This is a genomic window from Pseudomonas rosaeacicularis (assembly GCF_057128745.1).
This window is the reverse complement of the sequence record NZ_JBSKHT010000026.1, coordinates 13711-35802: the sequence shown is the minus strand read 5'-3', so window position 1 is coordinate 35802 and position 22092 is coordinate 13711. Positions and strand designations below refer to the sequence as shown.

The following is a 22092-nucleotide window of genomic DNA, read 5'->3' as shown; positions in this document are numbered from 1 at the left end:
TTTTTCAGGTGGCGTGGGAGAGGGCGGTCAGAGGGTTTGCAGGCGAAACAGGGCGATCTTGTTGATCTCGGCCAGCGCGCAGGCGAACTCGGTGTCTGCCGAGTTATGAATGCGCGTCTCGAAGGCCGCGAGGATCTGATGCCGGTTGCTGCCTTTCACCGCCATGATGAAGGGGAACGCAAACTTCGCTTTGTAGGCGTCGTTCAGCTCCGTGAAGCGCGCGAACTCATCGCGCGTGCATTGGTGGATACCGGCGCCAGCCTGTTCGTGGGTGCTGGCTTCGGTCAGTTGGCCCTGCACGGCGGCTTTGCCGGCAAGGTCCGGGTGAGCGTTGATCAATGCCAGCTGCGCGGCATGATCAGCGCTCAACAGGATGTCGCTCATTCTGGCGTGCAGCACATCGATATCGTCGATGTCGCTGGCATGTCCCAGGTCGTAGGCTTTTTCAGCGACCCAGGACGAGTGCTCGTAGATGTCGGCGAAGGTTTCGACGAACGCTTCGCGGCTCAGGTTTGACGGGGTGATGGTCTGGAAGCGGCTCATTGCGCGGCTCCTTTTGTGTCAGTGAACGGATGCACGGTGTGCCAGTGACGGGCGATATCGACGCGGCGGGCGATCCACACCTGTTCGTGGCCTTTGACGTATTCGAGAAAACGTTGCAACGCGGCAAGGCGGGCAGGGCGGCCAATCAGGCGGCAGTGCAGACCGATAGAAAGCATCTTCGGCGCTTCGGCACCCTCGGCGTACAGCACGTCGAACGCGTCTTTGAGGTATTCGAAAAAGTCGTCGCCCTTGTTGAAACCCTGCACCTGGGTGAAGCGCATGTCGTTGGTGTCCAGCGTGTACGGGATCACCAGATGTGCTTTGCCGGTAGGGTTGTTCGGCTCCCAGTAGGGCAAGTCGTCGTCGTAGGTGTCGCTGTCATAAAGAAAGCCGCCTTCTTCCATCACCAGACGCCGGGTGTTCGGCCCGGTGCGGCCGGTGTACCAACCCAGCGGACGTTCGCCGGTGAGCTCGGTGAGGATGCGAATGGCTTCGAGCATGTGCTCGCGCTCTTGCGCTTCGTCCATGTACTGGTAGTCGATCCAGCGATAACCGTGGCTGCAGATCTCGTGACCGGCGGCGACCATGGCGCGAATCACGTCAGGATGACGCTCGGCAGCCATGGCCACGGCGAACACGGTCAGCGGGATATCGAATTGCTTGAACAGCTTGAGAATGCGCCACACCCCAGCCCGGCTGCCGTATTCGTAGAGCGATTCCATGCTCATGTTGCGCGCGCCTTGCAGCGGCTGGGCGGAGACCATTTCGGAGAGAAACGCTTCGGACTCTTTGTCGCCGTGCAGAATATTGCGCTCGCCGCCTTCTTCGTAATTGAGCACGAAAGACAACGCGATCCGGGCATTGCCTGGCCAGTGTGGATGGGGCGGGTTACTGCCATAACCGATCAGGTCGCGAGGGTAGTCGGCGCTCACTGCGAGATTCCTTCTGTGCGTGTTGTCTGTTGCAGTGGCTGTCTGACATTGCAAGAACGGTTGCAGTGGACTGCCGTTGCGGTGAAAGGATTGTATACAACTTTAATTGCAATTTGTAAGCCTGTTTTTTCTTTTCTTACGTAGATTCCTGCTGCAAGAAATCTGCCTGAGTGGTCAGGATATGCAGAAAAATCCTAATACTTTCCTGTCCGCGCTGCAAAACGGTGTTTGCTGGGAGGTGACCAGCGGCACCGCTTAAAAAAGCACATTTATTGTGTACAATCTTTTTCGAAAGTGTCTTAATCGTTCATCGCTCGCACCCATTGAGCCCTTAATCGGTGCGTGCACCTGACTTCCACTTCTCAAGCGAGGCACAGACAAGCATGGGACGACTGACCACACACGTACTGGACGCCGCTCATGGCTGCCCCGGCAGCTCTATAAACATCGCGCTGTACCGGGTTGAAGGCGAGCGGCTGGAGAAAGTCGCCGACGCCGTCACCAACGCCGACGGCCGCTGCGACGCGCCATTGTTACAGGGCGATGATTACCGTTCCGGCGTCTACCAGTTGCAATTCCAGGCGGGGGATTACTACCGCGCCAAAGGCGTTCAGCTGCCGGACACCGCGTTTCTCGATGTCGTCGTACTGCGCTTCGGCATCGATGCCGCACAGGACCACTACCACGTGCCACTGCTGATCTCGCCCTACAGCTACTCGACCTATCGCGGCAGCTGATCAACGTTTTCAGCCATACCGATTACCTCTTGCCCGCCCCACACTGCGGGCTTTTTTTCGCCCGCAGTTCCTAAGCGCTAAATGACGATCACTCTACGGTCCGCAACGCACATCCCTGTAAACGCAAATCCCTGTAGGCGCTGCCGAGCACCGCGAGGCTGCGAAGCGATCTATTACCCACCCCACATCGCAGCCTTCACGCACTCACCGACTCAGCAAAGACACCGTCCCCGCCGTCCCGAACAGCGCCGCACTCACACGATTGAACCAACTCTGGCCCTTGCCACTGCGTAAATAGCGCGAAGCACCCTGAGCGCTCAAGCCGTAGAACAATTTGCAGGCCAGATCCAGCACGGTCCAGGTGATGATCATGGTGATCAACTGACCCAGAAACGGTTGATCGGCCTTGAGAAACTGCGGCAGAAACGCTGCGAAAAACAGGATGTCCTTGGGGTTGCTGCCGCCCAGCACGAACGCGCGCCAGAACAGCGAGCCGAAGCGTGGCGGGCTCACGGCAACCGGAACGTCAGACGCATTGACCAGCTGTCGCGACTGTTTCCAGCTTTGCCATGCCAGATAAAACAGGTACAGCGCGCCGACGATCTTCAGCGCGCTGAACAGCTGTTCCGATGCCATCAGCAACGCGCCCAACCCCAATGCCGAGGCACTGAGCAGGCAGACCGACGCGAGCACGCCGCCGAGAAAGGCGGGGTAGGAACGCAGCAGCCCGTGATTGAGGCTGTTGCCGATCATCAACAGGGACAACGGCCCCGGTATCAAAATCACCACCAGCGCCGCGCCGCTGAACAGCAGCCAGGTTTCCAGGGTCATGCGGTTTCTCCTTGAATGAAAAGGCCCCGAATGTCGGGGCTTTTTTTGCGGGTCGCGCAAGCGTTGACTCTGTAGGAGCCAACTTGTTGGCGAGAGGGCCGAGGTGGCAAGTCAGTCACTACGCCTCGCGAACAAGTTCGCTCCTACAGGTGTCGCGTCTGGCGCTCTACAAAAACACAAACTTGGCAATGAAGATCACGCACAGCGCCCACAGGCTCACGGAAATCTCCTTGTGCTTGCCGGTCCCGGCTTTCAACACCACGTAGGTGATGAAGCCCAGCGCAATCCCGTCCGCCACCGAAAATGTCAGTGGCATCATGATTGCGGTAACGATCGCCGGAATGCTGTCGGTTGCCTCGTCCCAATTGATGTGGGCCATGCCGCCCATCATCAGCATCGCCACGTAGATCAGAGCGCCTGCGGTGGCATAAGCCGGAATCATGCCAGCCAGCGGCGCGAAGAACATAGCTGCTACAAACAACACGCCCACTGTCACGGCGGTCAGACCAGTCCGACCACCAGCCGCTACGCCGGACGCGCTTTCCACGTAGCTGGTAACCGGTGGCACGCCGACCATCGCGCCGAACACGCTGGACGCACTGTCGGCCTTGAGTGCTCTGGAAAGGTTCTCGATTCGACCGTCTTCGCGCACCAGGCCGGCGCGCTGCGCCACACCCATCAGCGTCCCCGCGGTGTCGAACATGTGCACGAATAGAAAGGCCAGCACCACGCTGATCATGCTGATGTTGAACACCCCGGCGACGTCCATCGCCATCCACGTCGGCGCAAGGCTCGGTGGCATCGAATAAATGCCGTTGTACTGCACCAGCCCCAGACCCCAACCGGCGAGGGTCACGGTGATGATGCTGATCAGAATGGCCCCGAACACACGGTGATAACTGAGCACGGCAATCATCAGAAAGCAGACCGCCGCCAGCAGCGGTCCGGGTTCGCGCAACGAACCCAGCTTGATCAGCGTGGCCGGGCTGTCGACCACGATGCCTGCAGTCTTCAAGCCGATCAGCCCGAGGAACAACCCAACCCCCGCGCCCATGGCGTAACGCAGGCTTACCGGAATGCTGTTGAGCAGCCATTCACGAATGCGTGACAGGGTCAGGAACATAAAGATCACGCCCGACACAAACACCGCACCCAGCGCGGTTTCCCAGCTGTAGCCCATGGTGCCAACCACGGTGTAGGTGAAGAAAGCGTTCAGCCCCATACCCGGCGCCAGCCCCACCGGCCAGTTGGCGTACAGACCCATCAGCAGACAGCCCAATGCCGCCGCGATGCAGGTGGCGACGAACGCTGCGCCGTGATCAATGCCGGCGTCGGCCATGATGTTGGGGTTGACGAAAATGATGTAAGCCATGGTGATGAAGGTGGTCAGGCCCGCCAGCAGCTCGGTTCTGACGGTAGTGCCATGCAGGCTCAGCTTGAAGATGCGCTCAAGCAGACCGCTGCGTGGCGGCGTGAGATCCAGCGGCGAAGCTTCGGATTTGCGGCTTTCCACAGTGAAATTCCTCGGAACGTTTTTGTTGTTTTTTTCAGAGCCGGTAACTGCTCCGTGAGGCGAGACTTCGCTTCAGTTTCGATTTGTTGACTGAAAGGTCAGAAACGTGCACGCCTCGGATTATGCTTTTGTATACAAGAAATGCAAATAATGTTTTAGATATTGTCGTGGGGAATTTTGCGATTGTGTGCATAACGGGTGAATAAACAGGAGCGTGTTCACACTTTGCGCACTGTGTACAATGCGCCATTACCTTTACTGTGACTTTGCCGCGATATCTGGTATTGATTCGCACCACAGCGATCACAGTCACGGCCCAGCGCCGGATTCAGTTCTCACGAGTGCCCATGAACGAACAGTTGCAACCCCTCAAGAAACAGCCGCGCACCGTCAAGGCGGGTCGCAGTGGAACCCAGGACGACATCGTCTACGCCCACATTTTCGAGGCCATCCTCGAACAGCGACTGGCGCCCGGCACCAAGCTGAGCGAAGAAGCCCTCGGCGAGATTTTCGGGGTCAGCCGCACCATCATTCGTCGCGCATTGTCGCGACTGGCCCACGAAGGTGTTGTGTTGTTGCGGCCCAATCGTGGCGCCGTGGTAGCCAGTCCGAGCGTGGAGGAAGCGCGCCAGGTGTTCTTCGCCCGGCGCATGGTCGAGAAAGCCATCACCGAGCTTGCTGTGGAGCATGCCTCGCCGGAGCAACTGGCCGAGTTGCGCAAGATGGTCAGCGATGAGCGCGACAGTTTTTCCAGAGGGGATCGCGGGGCGGGGATTCGTCTGTCCGGGGAGTTCCATCTCAAGCTGGCGGAAGCTGCGAAGAATGCGCCACTGATCAGCTTCCAGCGCAGTCTGGTTTCCCAGACCTCATTGATCATCGCGCAGTACGAAAGCGGCAATCGCTCGCACTGCTCCTACGATGAACACACCCAACTGATCGACGCCATCGAAGCGCGGGACGCGCCCTTGGCCGTGAACCTGATGATGCATCACATGGATCACATCGACAGCAAGCTCAACCTCGACGAAGACAGCGCCTCGGACGACCTGCACGCGGTGTTCTCGCACCTGATGCTGCCGAAGAAAAAGCCAGGGCGCAGCCCGGCGGTTTGATTCAGCGCGAGTCTGGCTTCTGCCCGAAGGGCGTAGGAGCCATGCTTGCAGGCGATGGGCAGCAAAGCGGCCCCAATAGCTCGCGACTGCGGTTCGATCAGGCACACCGCGTGCTCAGGTTTTACGACCGGTTCCCAGCCGATCGCTGGCAAGCCAAGCTCCTACGCCTTCGGCAGAAGCGACCGTAGTTCACTCAGCGTCAAGCATCGGAGCTCTCGAACAGGTCGCGCTATCATGCTTCTGCCCGAAGGGCGTAGGAGCCATGCTTGCAGGCGATGGGCTGCGAAGCGGCTCCAAAATCTCGCGACCTCGGTTCGATCATGTACACCGCGTGCTCAGGTTTTACGACCGGTTCCCGGCCGATCGCTGGCAAGCCAAGCTCCTACGCCTTCGGCAGAAGCCACCGCATTCCACGGCAAGCCACTTCGGCAGAAGCGACCGCGTTCCACTCAACGCTTGTGAACGAGCGCCCCCGCCGAGTAGGTCTCGCTTACGGTGCGGTCATCCCCCAGCGTCATCAGCACAAACAGCCGCTCCTCGATGCTCTGTGCCTGCTTCATGCGGTACGACAGCAGCGGCGTGGCGTTGTAATCCAGCACCACGAAATCCGCCTCGTTACCCACCTGCAAACTACCGATTTTGTCCTCCAGCCGCAGTGCCCGGGCGCCGCCCAGTGTCGCCAGATACAACGACTTGAACGGGCTCAGCTTCGCCCCTTGCAGTTGCATCACCTTGTACGCCTCGTTCAGCGTCTGCAGGATTGAGAAGCTGGTACCGCCGCCCACATCCGTGCCCAATCCAACATTGACCTTGTGTCGCTCGGCCATCGGCAGGTTAAACAGCCCACTGCCCAGGAAGAAGTTCGACGTCGGACAAAACGCAATCGCTGACCCGGTTTCAGCCAGTCGCGCGCATTCGTCGTCGCACAGATGCACGCCATGGGCGAACACCGAGCGCTCGCCGAGCAGCTTGAAGTGGTCGTACACATCCAGATAGTTTTTACGCTCCGGGAACAGCGCTTTGACCCACTCGACTTCTTTCAGGTTTTCGCTGATGTGGGTCTGCATGTACAGGTCGGGATACTCCGTCAGCAACTGACCGGCCAGCGCCAATTGTTCCGGCGTGCTGGTCGGTGCGAAGCGCGGGGTGACGGCGTAATGCAGACGGCCCTTGCCGTGCCAGCGCTCGATCAATGCCTTGCTGTCGACGTAGCTCGATTCAGCGGTGTCCACCAGATAGTCCGGCGCGTTGCGGTCCATCATCACTTTGCCGGCGATCATCCGCAGATTGAGCTTCTCGGCGGCGGTGAAAAACGCTTCTACAGACTCCTTGTGTCGACTGCCAAACACCAGCGCGGTGGTGGTGCCGTTGCGCAGCAGTTCTTCGAGAAACAGGTCAGCTACTTCGGCCGAATGCGCAGGGTCTTCGAACTGCTTTTCGCAGGGGAAGACGTAGGTGTTGAGCCAGTCCAGCAGCTGCTCGCCGTAGGACCCGACCATTCCGGTTTGCGGCAGATGGATATGGGTGTCGATGAAGCCAGCGCTGATTAAGGCGTCTTTGTAGGTAAGCAGCTGCACGTCATCGCCGAGCGTACCCAACAAATCGGCAGCATGGCCTACAGCGGAGATCTTGCCGTTTTCGACCATCATCAGGCCGTCTTCGAAGTACGCGTAAGAATCCTCCACCGCGACTTCGGCAGGGTCGCCGAGGCTGTGGACGATTGAGGCGCGGTAGGCTTTTTTGCTGGCAGAATCGGAAGTCATGGGGTTCTCGTGAAAAATTTAGATAGCGTGCTGGCGGTTATCAATTCGTGGGAGCGGACCTGTCCGCGAAGACAATGTGTCAGGCGATAGACAGGCATCGGGCACACCGGCCTCTTCGCGGACAGGTCCGCTCCCACGGGGATTGCGTTGATTCCTACAACGCGTTCTGACGCCGCGACACCGGCATCAACTTGGCGATCGGTTCGGCACCCGAGCTTTGCTCGCCAAAGTTGGCGTTGTAGGTGGCGATGACCTCGGCGGCGATGGACACGGCGATCTCGATCGGCAGTTTGCCTTTCACTTCGGTCAGGCCCATCGGGCAGCGCATGCGTTGCAGCAGTGCAGCGTCGAAGCCGCGATCACGCAAGCGATGTTCGAATTTTACCCGTTTGGTTTTGGAACCTATCAAGCCGAAGTAGGTGAAGTCGCCGCGCTTGAGAATCGCCGCGGTCAATTCCAGGTCCAGCTGATGGTTGTGGGTCATGACGATGCAGTAACTGCCAGCGGGCAGGTTGTCGACTTCATCGATCACCTCGTCGTTGATGATGCGCGTCACGCCATGGGGCAGGTGTTCGGGGAATTCCTGCTCACGGGAGTCGATCCAGCGCACGCGGCAGGGCAGGCTGGCCAGCAGAGGCACCAACGCGCGGCCGACGTGACCGGCGCCAAACACGGCGATGTGCGCCTGGGGCTGGCCCATCGGTTCAAAGAGCAACACGTTCACCCCGCCGCAGCACTGACCCAGGCTGGCGCCGAGGCTGAAGCGTTCGAGCCGGGTTTGCTGGCTGCCGCTGGCGAGCATTTCACGGGCGATTTCCATGGCTTTGTATTCCAGATGCCCGCCGCCAATGGTGTCGAAAATTCGCTCGGCGCTGACCACCATCTTCGAGCCGGCATTGCGCGGCGTCGAGCCACGTTCCTCGATGATCGTCACCAGCACGCAGGCGTGGGCTTGGGATTGCAGATCGGCGAGGGCACTGATCCAGTTGTTCATGTGTGTCTCCTGATCGTTCAAACGATCAAAATTTTGTTCATCCGGACTGACGTCTTCGCGGACAGGTCCGCTCCCACAAAAGCACCTCATATTCACTGTGGGAGCGGACCTGTCCGCGAAGGCGCCAGTTCAGGCACCCACCATCAAACCGGCGAAACCGTTAACTCATGGGCGACACCCACCGCCTCAGCATCAGCCAGTTTCAACTGCCGCATCTGTTCACACCCCCACAACACCCGCTCCGGGGTGGCAGGCGCGTCGATTTTCGGCTGATGTTTGTAATCGCCCAGGCTCGCCACGGCATCCTTGAGCGCACACCACGCGGCGATCCCCAGCATGAACGGCGGCTCGCCCACGGCTTTGGAATGGAACACCGTGTCTTCCGGGTTCTTACGGTTTTCCACCAGCTTCACGCGCAAATCCAGTGGCATGTCCGCCACCGCCGGGATCTTGTAGCCAGCCGGCCCGTTAGTGACCAGTTTGCCCTTGGCGTTCCACACCAGTTCTTCGGTGGTCAGCCAGCCCATCCCCTGAATGTAGCCGCCCTCGACCTGGCCGATATCGATCGCCGGATTCAACGATGCGCCGACGTCGTGCAGGATGTCCGTGCGCAGCATTTTGTACTCGCCGGTGAGGGTGTCGATGATCACTTCGGTGCAGGCCGCGCCGAACGCAAAGTAGTAGAACGGGTGGCCGCGCGCCTGGCTGCGGTCGTAGTAAATCTTCGGTGTTTTGTAATAGCCGGTGCTCGACAGCGACACCTGGCCCATCCACGCCTGCTGCGCCAGGGTCTCGAACGAGATCACCTGATCACCGACCCGCACATGGCCGTTGCGGAACTCGACCTGCGAGGCCTCGACCTTGTAATGCCGCGCCGCGAACTCGACTAACCGCGCTTTGATGATCTCGGCTGCGTTCTGCGCCGCCTTGCCGTTCAAATCCGCACCGCTGGAGGCAGCGGTGGGGGAGGTGTTCGGCACCTTATCGGTGTTGGTGGCGGTGATCTGCACGCGGTCGATGTCCACCTGAAACACCTCGGCCACCACCTGCGCGACCTTGATGTTCAAACCCTGGCCCATCTCGGTGCCGCCGTGGTTCAGGTGAATGCTGCCGTCGGTGTAGATATGGATCAGCGCGCCGGCCTGATTGAGGAAACTGGCGGTGAAGGAAATGCCGAATTTGACCGGGGTCAACGCCAGTCCTTTCTTCAGAATAGGGCTATGAGCGTTGTAGGCCGTGATCGCCTTGCGCCGCTCGGCGTACTGGCAGCTTTCTTCCAGCTCAGCGGTCATTTCTTCGAGCATGTTGTGCTCGACGGTCTGGTAGTAGTGCGTGACGTTGCGCTCGGTCTTACCGTAGTAATTGACCTTGCGCACGTCCAGCGGGTCCTTGCCCAAGTGGCGAGCGATGGCGTCCATCACTTCCTCGATGGCAACCATGCCCTGAGGCCCGCCGAAGCCCCGATAGGCCGTGTTCGACGCGGTATTGGTTTTGCAGCGATGGCCATTGATCGTGGCATCGCCCAGGTAATACGAGTTGTCGGCGTGGAACATCGCGCGGTCGACGATGGACGCCGACAGGTCCGGCGAATACCCGCAGTTGCCTGCCAGCTCCAGATTGATGCCGTGCAGGCGCCCGGTCTCATCGAAACCCACGTCGTACTCGACATAAAACGGATGGCGCTTGCCGGTCATCAGCATGTCTTCGACGCGAGGCAGGCGCATCTTGGTCGGTTGACCAGTGAGCCGCGCGACCACCGCGCACAGGCAGGCGGGGCTCGCCGCTTGAGTTTCTTTGCCGCCGAAACCTCCGCCCATGCGACGCATGTCGACGACGATCTTGTTCATCGACACGTCCAGCACTTCGGCCACCAGCTTCTGCACTTCGGTGGGGTTTTGCGTGGAGCAATAAACGATCATGCCGCCATCTTCGGTGGGCATGACCGAGGAGATTTGCGTCTCCAGATAAAAGTGCTCCTGGCCGCCAATGTGCAGCGTGCCCTGAATCCGATTCGGCGCGCTGTTCAATGCCGACACCGAATCGCCGCGCTTATGGGTGTGGCTGTCGAGCACGAAATGCTTCTTGCGCAGCGCCTCCACCACGTCCAGCACGGGCTCCAGATCTTCGTATTCGATGATCGCCGCCATCGCCGCTTTGCGCGCGGTTTCCAGATCTCGCGCAGCAACGGCGATCACCGGCTGACCCACGAACTCGACCACATCGATCGCCAGCAGCGGATCGCCTGGCAGCAACGGACCAATGTCTTTCAGGCCGGGAATGTCATCGTGGGTGATGACGATGCGTACGCCGTCGAAGGCGTAACACGGCGCGGTGTCGACGTTGAGAATGCGCGCGTGGGCGCGGTCGGACAGGCGCGCGTAAACGTGCAGTTGATTGGGGAATTCCAGGCGGTCGTCGATGTAGATCGCTTCGCCCGACACATGTTTGTCGGCGCTGTCATGCTTGACGCTACGGCCGACGCCGGTGGTGAGGTCCTGCTGAAACAGCGCGACCATTTCTTCCTGGGTTTTTTGAGGGGCGTGATTAGACATAAGAGGTCACCCGCGTCTCGATGTGTGGCGTTTGCAGCTCGATAAAGTATTTGCGCAACAGATTCTGCGCACTGAGCAGGCGATATTCCTTGCTGGCGCGAAAATCCGACAGCGGCGTGAAGTCGTCGGCGAGCGCTGCGCAGGCGCGCTCAACCGTGGCGGATGTCCAAGGCGCGCCGATCAGCGCTTTCTCACAGGCAGCTGCCCGTTTTGGAATCGCTGCCATGCCGCCGAACGCTGCGCGGGCATCGACGATGGCGCCGTTTTCCACCTGAACGCGGAAGGCCGCGCAGACCGCCGAGATGTCGTCGTCCAGCCGTTTCGACACTTTGTAGGCGCGGAACACCTGTTTGCCGTTGGCCTTGGGCACGATGATCTTCTCGATGAACTCGCTTTCCTGGCGGGCCGTCACCCGGTAATCGATGAAGTAATCCTCAAGTGCCAGAGTGCGGGTTTGCTCGCCTTTGCGCAGGACGATCTTGGCGCCGAGGGCGATCAGCAGGGGAGGCGAGTCACCGATCGGCGAGGCATTGCCGATGTTGCCGCCCAGCGTGCCTTGATTGCGGATCTGCAACGACGCAAAACGGTGCAGCAATTCGCCGAAATCCGGGTATTGCTCGCTCAACGCGCCATAGCAGTCGGTCAGCGCGGTGGCGGCGCCGATCTCGATGCGGTCATCGAAGTGCTCGATTTTCTTCATTTCGGCGACGTTGCCGACGTAGATCATCACCGGCAGCGGGCGATGGAACTGCGTGACTTCCAGCGCCAGATCGGTACCGCCGGCCAGCAGGCGTGCCTGGGGATAGGCGTCATACAAATCGGCCAGATCGGCCACGGTCATCGGCACCAGACAGCGCTTGTCGCCACTGTTCAGTTCGCCGGTTTCTGATGGGGCAATGGCTTTGAGACGGGTGATGGTCTGCGCTAGGCGTTGATCGAATTGATCGGGCTGGCGCTGACCACAGGCCTGTTCGGCAGCGGCCAGGATCGGGCGATACCCTGTGCAGCGGCAAAGATTGCCGGCCAGGGCTTCGTGAGCCTGATGAGTGTCGGGCTGGGTGCTGTTCTTTTGGAGCGCGAACAACGACATCACAAAGCCCGGCGTGCAGAACCCGCACTGCGAACCGTGACAGTCGACCATCGCTTTTTGCACGCTGTGCAGCTGGCCCTGATGCTTGAGGTCTTCAACGCTGATCAGCTGTTTGCCGTGCAACGAGGCCACGAACGTCAGGCATGAGTTGAGGCTGCGGTAGCTCAGCGTGTCATTGCCGTCGGCATCCATCGTCAGCTCGCCGACCACGACCGTGCAGGCACCACAGTCGCCGCTCGCGCAGCCTTCTTTGGTGCCGGACTTGTGCACGTGCTCACGCAGGTAATTGAGCACCGTCACATTGGGGTCCAGAGCGTGCTCGGTTTTTAGCTCTTGGTTCAGTAAGAACTGGATCACGGGTCGTGCCTCATTTCTTGTAATAAGAGTAGTCGTGCAGAGTTGTAATCGAACGTGTCGATGAATCTATCAGCTCTGACTATCGGGTCAATAATTTTCTGACCTTTAAGTCAGGAAATTTGAGTTTTGATCGTTTTGCCGATTAACGGCGCACAAGGGATGAAATAAAAGCGCACCTGGATGCACCAACTTTTGCTTATTTCGTGCCAGTTTCCACACAAGTGGCCCTGCGCCACGGGGGTGCAGTGCGATACACTTCGCCGCTTGTGCGCAGTTAGGGTTTAAAAGAAAGAAATGACGTTCAAGGCACCGGACAGCCTCGCCGAGCAAATCGCTCATCATCTTGCCGAGCGCATCATTCGCGGCGAGCTAAAACCCTCCGAGCGGATTCAGGAACAGAAGGTTACGGCTGCCCTGAATGTCAGCCGTGGATCGGTGCGCGAAGCGCTGCTGATTCTCGAGCGTCGCCACCTGATCGTGATCCTGCCCCGCCGTGGCGCCCAGGTCTCGGTGCTGACGCCACATAACGTCGAAAGCCTCTGCGCGCTGATGAGCGAACTCTATATCCTGCTGGCGATTGCCGTGGGCGAGCGCTGGAAAGATGAAATCGAGCTGGCGCCCTTTATGCAGATTCAGCAACGCCTGATCGCCAGTTGCGAACGCCAGGACGTGAAATCCTTTGTCGAAGACAGTTTCAATGTGATGCGCGCCGCTTATCCGTTCGCCAACAACCCCTATCTGGAAGAGACCATCGAAAACCTGCAGCCGTCCATGAGCCGTTTCTATTTCCTGGCGCTGGAGCAGCGCAAGGCCGAGATGAGCGAGTACCTGACGCTGTTCGGTCAGTTGCTCGAAGCGGTAATCGCCCGCGACGCCGTGCAGATTCGCGCCGTGCTGACCCAGTATGGTCAGCGCAGTTGCCAGTCGGTCCTCGCAGCCCTGGCGGCCGGCTAACCGATGCGTCTTAAATGCATCAAGCTGGCGGGGTTCAAATCCTTCGTCGATCCGACGACGGTGAACTTCCCCAGTAACATGGCGGCCGTGGTCGGCCCCAATGGATGCGGCAAATCCAACATCATCGACGCGGTGCGCTGGGTCATGGGCGAAAGCTCGGCCAAGAACCTGCGCGGCGAGTCGATGACCGATGTCATCTTCAACGGCTCCACCAGCCGCAAACCGGTGAGCCAGGCCAGCATCGAGCTGGTGTTCGATAACTCGGACGGCACCCTCATCGGCGAGTACGCCAGTTACGCGGAAATCTCCATCCGTCGCAAAGTGACCCGCGACAGCCAGAACAGCTATTACCTGAACGGCACCAAATGCCGTCGTCGCGACATCACCGATATCTTTCTCGGCACCGGCCTTGGGCCACGCAGCTACTCGATCATCGAGCAGGGCATGATCTCCAAGCTGATCGAAGCCAAGCCCGAAGACCTGCGCAATTTCATCGAAGAAGCCGCCGGCATCTCCAAGTACAAGGAGCGCCGTCGCGACACCGAAAACCGCATCCGCCGCACCCACGAAAACCTTGCGCGTCTTACCGACCTGCGCGAAGAGCTTGGCCGGCAGCTGGAGCGTTTGCAGCGTCAGGCCCAAGCGGCCGAGAAGTATCAGGAATACAAAGCCGAAGAACGTCAGCTCAAGGCGCAGCTCTCGGCCCTGCGCTGGCAGGCTTTGAATGAGCAAGTCAGCCAGCGCGAAGGGGTGATCGGCAATCAGGAAGTCGGCTTTGAGGCGCTGGTGGCCGATCAGCGCAGCGCCGATGCCGCCATCGAGCGTCTGCGCGACGGACATCACGACCTGTCCGAGCGATTCAACCTTGTACAGGGCCGCTTTTATTCAGTGGGCGGCGACATCGCCCGGGTCGAGCAAAGCATCCAGCACGGCCAGCAACGCCTGCGCCAGTTGCAGGACGATCTGCGCGAAGCCGAACGCGCACGCCAGGAAACCGAATCCCACCTGGGCCACGACCGCACGCTGCTGGCAACCTTGGGCGAAGAGCTGGAAATGCTCGAGCCCGAACAGGAAATGACCTTGGCCGCCGCTGAAGAGTCCGCAGCCTCTCTTGAGGACGCCGAAACCCTGATGCACGGCTGGCAGGAGCAGTGGGACAGCTTCAACCTGCGCTCCGCCGAACCCCGGCGTCAGGCCGAAGTGCAGCAGTCGCGTATTCAGCAACTGGAAACCAGCATGGAACGCCTGGGCGAGCGTCAGCGCCGCCTGGGTGAAGAGCGTCAGTTGCTGGCGGCCGACCCGGAAGACGCAGCCATTCTGGAATTCAGCGAAGACCTCGCCGCCCGCGAGATGACTTTCGAAGAACTCACCGCCGAAGAAGAGCAACTCATCGAGCGTCTGGAACAACTGCGCCTCGAGCTGCAACAGGCCAGCCAGTCCCAGCAGCAGGCCCAAGGCGACTTGCAGCGGCTGAACGGCCGATTGGCGTCGCTGGAAGCCTTGCAGCAGGCCGCCCTTGATCCTGGCACTGGCACCGCCGAATGGCTGCGCGATCAACAATTGAACGAGCGCCCGCGTCTAGCCGAAGGCTTGCGCGTTGAAGCCGGTTGGGAGCTGGCGGTGGAAACCGTGCTCGGCGCTGACCTGCATGCAGTATTGGTCGATGACTTCAACGGCCTCGATCTGGCCGGCTTCGAGCAGGGTGATTTGCGCCTGGTCAGGCCTTCCTCCGACATCGCGCGCATTCCCGGCAGTCTGCTGGACAAGGTCGAAACCAATGTCGATCTGACCAGTTGGCTGGGCCCGGTCAAACCTGTTGAAACTCTTGATGACGCGCTGTCCCTGCGCAGCGAGCTTGCCGCCGGGCACAGCCTTATCAGCCGCGACGGCTATTGGGTGGGGCGTGACTTCTTGCGCGTTCGTCGTGCCAGCGAAGCAGAGAGCGGCGTGCTCGCCCGAGGTCAGGAACTGCAACGCCTGGAGCTTGAACGCGAAGAGCGCGAAGCGACCCTCATGGCGCTGGAAGAACAACTGCTGACCCTGCGCGAGCAACAACGCGTGCAGGAAGACAGCCGCGAACAATTGCGTCGCCGCCTGCAGGACGAAGCCCGCCAGCAGAGCGAGCTGAACGCCAAACTGTCTGCCACCAAAGCCAAGGTCGAGCAACTGACCCTGCGTCGCACGCGGCTGGATGAAGAACTCACCGAACTGAGCGAACAGCGCGCCATCGAGCATGAAAGCGTGGGCGAAGCGCGGCTGCAATTGCAGGACGCACTCGACGCCATGGCGCTCGACACTGAGCAGCGCGAACTGCTGCTGGCCCAGCGAGACAGCCTGCGCGAGCGGCTTGATCGCGTGCGTCAGGAAGCCCGTCAGCATAAAGATCACGCCAACCAGTTGGCCGTGCGCTTGGGTTCGCTGAAGGCCCAGTACGACTCGACGCGTCAGGCGCTGGAGCGTCTTGAAATGCAATCCGAGCGCCTGACCGAAAAGCGCGAACAACTTGATCTGAATCTGGAGGAGGGCGCCGCACCGCTGGAAGAGTTGCGCCTGAAACTCGAAGAGCTGTTGGAAAAGCGCATGGTCGTTGACGACGAAATGCGCACCGCCAAGATCGCCCTCGAAGACGCCGACCGCGAACTGCGCGACGCCGAGAAACGCCGAACTCAGGCCGAGCAGCAGTCGCAATTGCTGCGCGGCCAGTTGGAACAGCAACGTCTTGAATGGCAATCGCTGACCGTGCGCCGCAAAACCCTGGAAGATCAGTTGCTCGAAGACGGCTACGATCTACAGGGCGTGCTGGCGACGCTGACTGATGAAGCCAGCGAGAAAGCCGCCGAAGAAGAACTTGAACGCATCGCCGCGCGGATTCAGCGTCTGGGCGCCATCAACCTGGCAGCGATTGACGAATATCAGCAGCAGTCCGAGCGCAAAAACTACCTGGACGCGCAGAACGCCGATCTGGTGGAAGCGCTGGACACCCTTGAAAACGTGATTCGCAAGATCGACAAAGAAACGCGCAATCGCTTCAAAGAGACCTTTGATCAGATAAACAGCGGAATTCAGGCACTTTTTCCAAAAGTTTTCGGTGGCGGCAGCGCTTATTTGGAACTGACGGGCGAAGATTTACTCGATACAGGGGTGACAATCATGGCGCGCCCGCCCGGCAAGAAGAACAGCACGATTCATTTGCTGTCCGGCGGCGAGAAAGCCCTCACTGCATTGGCTCTGGTTTTCGCGATTTTCAAGCTCAATCCCGCACCGTTCTGCATGCTCGACGAAGTCGATGCGCCGTTGGACGATGCGAACGTAGGACGCTATGCCCGACTGGTGAAGGAGATGTCGCAGACCGTGCAGTTCATCTACATCACCCACAACAAGATCGCCATGGAAATGGCCGATCAATTGATGGGCGTTACCATGCACGAACCAGGGTGTTCGCGGTTGGTTGCGGTGGACGTAGAGGAGGCGATGGCGCTGGTGGACGCGTAGTCGAGCGAAGGATTTACAGGGAAAAGTGGCTCGTTGGCGGCTCAGTACAGGCAAGCGTGCAGGGCCAGTACAGAACGCCTGGCATGGCAGATGTAAGAGACGGTGTAAAGTTGCCTTTGGTCGTGCTAGCTTAATGACCACTTTTCTTTTTTTCACGTGGGAAAACGCCATTCAGAACAGAGAGTTGGCGCCACGTTTTAAAGGGGTTTAACGCCCTTAATTTTCAGAATTTTTCACTAGAGGCACTGGATTACATGGAAATCGGTCTGCGCGAGTGGCTGATCGTCATCGGCATTATTGTCATTGCCGGTATTCTTTTTGATGGCTGGCGCCGGATGCGCGGCGGCAAAGGTAAATTGAAATTCAGGCTGGACCGCAGTTTTTCTAATCTTCCGGACGACGAAGAGCCTTCCTCCGCCGAGGTGCTGGGCCCGGCGCGTGTGCTGGACAATCAGAAAGAACCCAAGCTTGACGAGCACGATTTGCCGACCATGAGCGCCGCTCGCGAGCGGCCTGAACGCGAATCCAAGCGCGGCAAGCGCAAGGACGAACCGCAGCAGGGCGACCTGAATCTGGACATGGACGGCCCAAGCCTGTTTTCCGGCCGTGATGATGATTTCCCGGACGACAAGCCTGCCCAGCGCATCACCGAAGACAAAGATCTGCCGCCGGTGGAAGAAGTGCTGGTGATCAGCGTGATTTCCCGTGATGAAAGCGGCTTCAAAGGGCCTGCCTTGCTGCAGAACATCCTGGAAAGCGGCCTGCGTTTTGGCGAGATGGATATCTTCCATCGTCACGAAAGCATGGCGGGTAACGGCGAAGTGCTGTTCTCGATGGCCAACGCGGTCAAGCCAGGCGTGTTCGATCTGGACGACATCGACCATTTCAGCACCCGTGCTGTGAGCTTCTTCCTCGGCTTACCGGGTCCTCGTCATCCGAAACAGGCTTTTGATGTGATGGTCGCTGCGGCACGCAAGCTGGCTCATGAACTCAACGGCGAATTGAAAGATGATCAGCGCAGCGTCATGACCGCGCAGACCATCGAGCATTACCGCCAGCGTATCGTCGAATTCGAACGCCGCGCGCTGACTCAACGTCGTTAAAAGCAGGCGCCTGAATTGGAACCGTGGGAGCGGACCTGTCCGCGAAGAGGGCGGTACAGTCGATAGGAATTTGTCGTCAGTGCCACAGTCTTCGCGGACAGGTCCGCTCCCACGGGTCCCGGAGCACAAGCCGAATATAAATATTGAGCAGCCACGGCTGCTCTTTTGCTTTCCGAGAACACACCGTATGAACGCCGCCGAAACCCGAATCCTTGAATTGCGCGCCGAGCTGGATCAGCACAATTACCGCTACCACGTCCTTGATGATGCAAGCATTCCCGACGTCGAATACGACCGCCTGTTCCACGAACTCAAGGCACTGGAAGCAGAAAACCCCCATTTGGTAACCCCCGACTCGCCGACTCAGCGTGTAGGCAGCGCGGCGTTGTCGGCGTTTACGCAGGTGCGTCACGAAGTCCCGATGCTCAGCCTGGGTAACGCTTTCGAAGAAACTGACATGCGCGAGTTTGATCGCCGTGTCACCGAAGGCCTCGATCTGCCGGTGGGCGACTTGCTCGATAGCGGCGCCAAGGTTGAATACAGCTGCGAACCCAAACTTGATGGCCTGGCCGTCAGCCTGCTGTATCAAAACGGCGCGTTGGTGCGCGGTGCCACCCGCGGCGACGGGGCGACCGGTGAAGACATCAGCGTCAACGTGCGCACCGTGCGCAATATTCCGCTGAAGCTGCACGGCAAAGGTTGGCCGGAAACCCTGGAAGTACGCGGCGAAGTGTTCATGTCCAAAGCCGGCTTCGAGCGCCTGAACGCCAGCCAGCTGGAAATCGGCGGCAAGACCTTTGCTAATCCGCGTAACGCTGCTGCCGGCAGCCTGCGTCAGTTGGATTCGAAGATCACCGCCAATCGGCCGCTTGAGTTCTGCTGTTACGGTTTGGGCCAGGTCTCCGCAGACTTTTCCGACACCCACATTGGTAATCTCACGCAGCTCAAAGAATGGGGCATGCCGGTTAGTCGCGAACTGAAGGTCGCCAACGGCATCGACGATTGCCTGGCGTATTACCGTGACATCGGCGAACGACGCCTGTCGTTGGCGTATGAAATCGACGGGGTCGTGTTTAAGGTCAACAGCATTTCGGCCCAGCGTGAACTGGGTTTTCGCGCCCGCGAACCGCGCTGGGCCATTGCCCATAAATTCCCGGCTCTGGAAGAGCTGACTGAACTGCTGGACGTGGAATTCCAGGTGGGCCGCACAGGCGCTGTGACGCCGGTCGCACGCCTCAAGCCGGTCAAGGTCGCTGGGGTGACCGTCGCCAACGCGACGCTGCATAACATGGACGAGGTCGCCCGGCTGGGCTTGATGATTGGCGACACCGTGATCATCCGCCGCGCCGGAGATGTGATTCCGCAGGTGGTGCAAGTGGTGCTCGAACGCCGTCCTGACGACGCGCGCAAGGTCGAGATTCCGCAGACTTGCCCGGTTTGCGGCTCCCATGTCGAGCGCACGCAACTGATCAAACGCAGCAAGGGTAAGGAGACTGTCAGCGAAGGCGCGGTCTATCGCTGCATCGGGCGTCTGGCCTGCGGCGCGCAGCTCAAGCAGGCGATCATCCATTACGTCTCGCGCCGGGCGATGGATATCGAAGGGCTGGGCGACAAAACCATCGAGCAACTGGTGGATGAGAAACTCATTGGCTCGCCGGCTGACCTCTACAAACTGAAATTCGAACAGATCATCGACCTGGAAGGCTTCGCTGAGATTTCCAGCAACAAGCTGCTCAAGGCCATCGCCGACAGCAAAAAGCCGACACTGGCGCGCTTCATCTATGCGCTGGGCATACCTGACGTTGGCGAAGAAACGGCCAAGGTGCTGGCACGTTCGTTGGCTTCGCTTGAGCGGGTCAAGCAGGCGCTGCCGGAAGTGCTCACCTATTTGCCGGACGTCGGGCTGGAAGTGGCCCACGAGATTCATAGCTTTTTCGAGGACTCCCACAACCAGCAAGTCATAGGCGCGCTGTTGGGCGAGTGCGGGATGGAACTGCAGGACACCGGTGACCTCAGCGCCGAATTCGCCGCTAGCGCGACACTGGGCGGCATGCTCGACAAGTTGAATATCCCGACGGTAGGGCCGGGCGCTGCGCAAAAGCTCGCCGACAAGTTCGGCACGCTGGAAGGCGTGGTGAGGGCCGACTGGCTGGACATGCGTCAGGCGCTGCCGGAGAAGCAGGCCAAAGCCGTGCGTGATTTCTTTGATGTGAAGGACAACGCTGCGCGTGCTGTCGCCATCGAGCAGCAGCTGCGGGACTTCGGCATGCACTGGCAGAGTGAGAAGAAGGTCGTCGAAGGCTTGCCGCTGGCCGGGCAGACCTGGGTGTTGACAGGTTCGCTGGAACTGATGAGCCGGGATATCGCCAAGGAAAAACTCGAAAGCCTGGGCGCGAAGGTGTCGGGTTCTGTGTCGGCCAAAACTCATACTGTGGTGGCTGGGCCGGGCGCAGGTTCGAAGCTGACCAAAGCTAATGAATTGGGGTTGAAGGTGATGGATGAGGACGGGTTTGTGGCGTTCCTGAAAAAACACGACATCTCAGTCGATTGATTGAATTGTAGGAGTGAGCTTGCTCGCGATCGCGTCGTGCCATTCGGTGAGGGGTTACAGACCCATCGCTATCGCGAGCAAGCTCACTCCTACAGGGAGTCATCGTCGTAATTCACGATCACACTACCCACCATCAAATCCACGGAACCGCCACAAACGCTGATGATCTAGTGCTTGCAACCTCACAAGGAGATCGTCATGTTCCAGTTCTTCGAACAACTCAGCACACGAATTGCCGCGCCTTTCGTCGGTGAGAGCAAGCGTAACAACAAGGTCTGGCAATGCCGTTGCGGACAGTCGATCTTCTTTCAAAACACTCAATGCCTGGCCTGCTCGGCCGCGCTGGGCTATCTGCCTGAGCAGGGCAAAGTCGCGGCGCTTGATCCGGGGCCCGATCTGGGTACCTGGCGCCTGAGCGATGAGCCCGGTGCGGGCTTGTATCGACGATGCGCGAATCTCGATACCCCGGCAGCGTGCAATTGGTTGTGTCCGGCGCACAACCTGGGCGAATTTTGCACCGCGTGTGCGCTGAACAAGACCATTCCAGACCTGAGCATCCCGGAAAACGGCGGCCATTGGCTGAAAATCGAAACCGCCAAGCGTCGTATGGTCGCGCAGCTGATTTCATTGGGTCTGCAGGTCATCCCCAAGAGCGTCGATGAGGAGCGCGGTCTGGCATTCGAATTTCTCGGGGTCAATCTTGAAGGCGAGGCGCCGACGACAGGCCACGCCAATGGACTGATTACCCTGAATATCAACGAAGCGGATGACGCGATCCGTGAGAAAACCCGTGTGCAGATGCACGAACCGTATCGCACGTTGCTCGGGCATTTCCGTCACGAAGTAGGGCATTACTACTGGGATCGTCTGGTAGCCAATACGTATTGGCAGGATGGCTTTAGAAATCTGTTTGGTGATGACCGCGCCAGCTACGCCGAGGCTCTTGATCACCACTACAAAAATGGCGCTCCGGCGGATTGGCCTCAGCACTACGTCAGTGCCTACGCCACCATGCATCCATGGGAAGACTGGGCTGAAACCTGGGCGCATTACCTGCACATGATGGATGCGGTCGATACCGCGCTGAGCCTGGGCATGAGCGCGCGGGACATGGATCTGGACTACACGCCGTTCCCGCTGGAAACCTTGTATGACCCGCAACACCCAGGGGGGCCGGCGTTCCTGGCGTTCGTCAATGCCTGGATCGAGCTGGCCGGTATGCTCAACGAACTGTCCCGCGCCATGGGTCAACCGGATTTCTATCCGTTCGTGGTGCCGCCTGCCGTGGTCACCAAGCTGCACTTCATTCACCTGGTGATTCAGGATGCGGGTGGCAAAGCGGATGATGTGTTGCAGGTCTCGTAACGCGCCAAACCTGTAGGAGCGAACTTGTTCGCGAGACATCAGGCCTGACACACCGGGTAACCCGCCTCGCCAACAAGTTGGCTCCTACAGGGATTGGTGTTTAGCCGATCCAAAGCACGCAAACCCCGCCAAACCTGTAGGAGCGAACTTGTTCGCGAGACATCAGGCCTGACACACCGGGTAACCCGCCTCGCCAACAAGTT

The 22092-nt window shown here is 59.4% G+C and carries 15 protein-coding genes; 7 read left to right on the top strand and 8 right to left on the bottom strand.

Features of this window, described 5'->3' with window-relative positions:
- Positions 1-27: 27 nt before the first annotated feature.
- Together uraD and puuE are read right to left on the bottom strand one after the other, a co-directional pair.
- Positions 28-543, bottom strand: coding sequence for a 2-oxo-4-hydroxy-4-carboxy-5-ureidoimidazoline decarboxylase (gene uraD, locus ACWKWM_RS26805; protein ID WP_483849001.1), 516 nt, complete (start codon positions 541-543; stop codon positions 28-30).
- A complete protein-coding gene (puuE, locus tag ACWKWM_RS26800) occupies positions 540-1475 on the bottom strand; it encodes an allantoinase PuuE (protein WP_483849000.1) in 936 nt (311 codons plus the stop codon). The genes uraD and puuE overlap by 4 nt, the downstream gene beginning before the upstream one ends.
- A gap of 383 nt (positions 1476-1858) precedes the next feature.
- Between puuE and uraH the strand changes: the two genes are divergently transcribed.
- Positions 1859-2212 (top strand): hydroxyisourate hydrolase, encoded by a 354-nt coding sequence (gene uraH, locus ACWKWM_RS26795; protein WP_483848999.1) that lies wholly within the window; start codon positions 1859-1861, stop codon positions 2210-2212.
- Between the two features lie 204 nt (positions 2213-2416).
- Here the strand turns inward: uraH and ACWKWM_RS26790 are convergent, their stop codons facing one another.
- Together ACWKWM_RS26790 and ACWKWM_RS26785 are read right to left on the bottom strand one after the other, a co-directional pair.
- Positions 2417-3043 carry a LysE family translocator gene (locus tag ACWKWM_RS26790; protein ID WP_483848998.1) on the bottom strand — a complete coding sequence of 209 codons (627 nt, stop codon included), beginning with the start codon at positions 3041-3043 and terminating at the stop codon, positions 2417-2419.
- Positions 3044-3209: 166 nt separating this feature from the next.
- Positions 3210-4556, bottom strand: a complete 1347-nt coding sequence (locus ACWKWM_RS26785; protein WP_483848997.1) for an NCS2 family permease — start codon at positions 4554-4556, stop codon at positions 3210-3212.
- A 347-nt stretch (positions 4557-4903) separates the two neighbouring features.
- Here ACWKWM_RS26785 and ACWKWM_RS26780 point away from each other — a divergent pair, with 347 nt between their 5' ends.
- On the top strand, positions 4904-5668 hold the full coding sequence (locus ACWKWM_RS26780) for a GntR family transcriptional regulator (RefSeq protein ID WP_483848996.1): 765 nt from the start codon (positions 4904-4906) through the stop codon (positions 5666-5668).
- 449 nt (positions 5669-6117) lie between these two features.
- Here the strand turns inward: ACWKWM_RS26780 and guaD are convergent, their stop codons facing one another.
- The 4 genes from guaD to xdhA all read right to left on the bottom strand — a co-directional run bounded on the left by guaD (position 6118) and on the right by xdhA (position 12424).
- Positions 6118-7431: a guanine deaminase gene (guaD, locus tag ACWKWM_RS26775; RefSeq protein WP_483848995.1), complete on the bottom strand. Its 1314-nt coding sequence runs from the start codon at positions 7429-7431 to the stop codon at positions 6118-6120.
- Positions 7432-7585: 154 nt separating this feature from the next.
- The gene (gene xdhC, locus ACWKWM_RS26770; protein WP_483848994.1) at positions 7586-8425 is read right to left on the bottom strand and encodes a xanthine dehydrogenase accessory protein XdhC; all 840 of its coding nucleotides are present in this window, start codon (positions 8423-8425) and stop codon (positions 7586-7588) included.
- A gap of 143 nt (positions 8426-8568) precedes the next feature.
- Entirely contained in the window at positions 8569-10977 is a 2409-nt protein-coding gene (xdhB, locus tag ACWKWM_RS26765) for a xanthine dehydrogenase molybdopterin binding subunit (RefSeq protein WP_483848993.1), read from the bottom strand.
- Entirely contained in the window at positions 10970-12424 is a 1455-nt protein-coding gene (gene xdhA, locus ACWKWM_RS26760; RefSeq protein WP_483848992.1) for a xanthine dehydrogenase small subunit, read from the bottom strand. Before xdhA ends, xdhB begins: the two co-directional genes overlap by 8 nt.
- A 294-nt stretch (positions 12425-12718) precedes the next feature.
- On the opposite strand from xdhA, the gene ACWKWM_RS26755 reads away from it, so the two are divergent.
- The 5 genes from ACWKWM_RS26755 (at position 12719) to ACWKWM_RS26735 (ending at position 21889) form a co-directional block, all read left to right on the top strand.
- Positions 12719-13378 (top strand): GntR family transcriptional regulator, encoded by a 660-nt coding sequence (locus ACWKWM_RS26755; protein ID WP_483848991.1) that lies wholly within the window; start codon positions 12719-12721, stop codon positions 13376-13378.
- Positions 13379-13381: 3 nt separating this feature from the next.
- Positions 13382-16870 (top strand): chromosome segregation protein SMC, encoded by a 3489-nt coding sequence (gene smc / locus ACWKWM_RS26750; RefSeq protein WP_483848990.1) that lies wholly within the window; start codon positions 13382-13384, stop codon positions 16868-16870.
- Between the two features lie 254 nt (positions 16871-17124).
- Positions 17125-17973 carry a cell division protein ZipA gene (gene zipA / locus ACWKWM_RS26745; RefSeq protein ID WP_483837496.1) on the top strand — a complete coding sequence of 283 codons (849 nt, stop codon included), beginning with the start codon at positions 17125-17127 and terminating at the stop codon, positions 17971-17973.
- A gap of 187 nt (positions 17974-18160) precedes the next feature.
- A complete protein-coding gene (gene ligA / locus ACWKWM_RS26740; RefSeq protein WP_483848989.1) occupies positions 18161-20524 on the top strand; it encodes an NAD-dependent DNA ligase LigA in 2364 nt (787 codons plus the stop codon).
- A gap of 198 nt (positions 20525-20722) precedes the next feature.
- On the top strand, positions 20723-21889 hold the full coding sequence (locus tag ACWKWM_RS26735) for a zinc-binding metallopeptidase family protein (protein WP_483848988.1): 1167 nt from the start codon (positions 20723-20725) through the stop codon (positions 21887-21889).
- The last annotated feature ends 203 nt before the right edge of the window (positions 21890-22092 follow it).

Coding starts and splice junctions, on each gene's coding strand:
- ACWKWM_RS26790 (WP_483848998.1), bottom strand. CDS start 3,043: ATGACCCTGGAAACCTGGCTGCTGTTCAGCGGCGCGGCGCTGGTGGTG.
- smc (WP_483848990.1), top strand. CDS start 13,382: ATGCGTCTTAAATGCATCAAGCTGGCGGGGTTCAAATCCTTCGTCGAT.
- ACWKWM_RS26780 (WP_483848996.1), top strand. CDS start 4,904: ATGAACGAACAGTTGCAACCCCTCAAGAAACAGCCGCGCACCGTCAAG.
- zipA (WP_483837496.1), top strand. CDS start 17,125: ATGGAAATCGGTCTGCGCGAGTGGCTGATCGTCATCGGCATTATTGTC.
- ligA (WP_483848989.1), top strand. CDS start 18,161: ATGAACGCCGCCGAAACCCGAATCCTTGAATTGCGCGCCGAGCTGGAT.
- ACWKWM_RS26755 (WP_483848991.1), top strand. CDS start 12,719: ATGACGTTCAAGGCACCGGACAGCCTCGCCGAGCAAATCGCTCATCAT.
- uraH (WP_483848999.1), top strand. CDS start 1,859: ATGGGACGACTGACCACACACGTACTGGACGCCGCTCATGGCTGCCCC.
- xdhC (WP_483848994.1), bottom strand. CDS start 8,425: ATGAACAACTGGATCAGTGCCCTCGCCGATCTGCAATCCCAAGCCCAC.
- xdhB (WP_483848993.1), bottom strand. CDS start 10,977: ATGTCTAATCACGCCCCTCAAAAAACCCAGGAAGAAATGGTCGCGCTG.
- guaD (WP_483848995.1), bottom strand. CDS start 7,431: ATGACTTCCGATTCTGCCAGCAAAAAAGCCTACCGCGCCTCAATCGTC.
- ACWKWM_RS26735 (WP_483848988.1), top strand. CDS start 20,723: ATGTTCCAGTTCTTCGAACAACTCAGCACACGAATTGCCGCGCCTTTC.
- uraD (WP_483849001.1), bottom strand. CDS start 543: ATGAGCCGCTTCCAGACCATCACCCCGTCAAACCTGAGCCGCGAAGCG.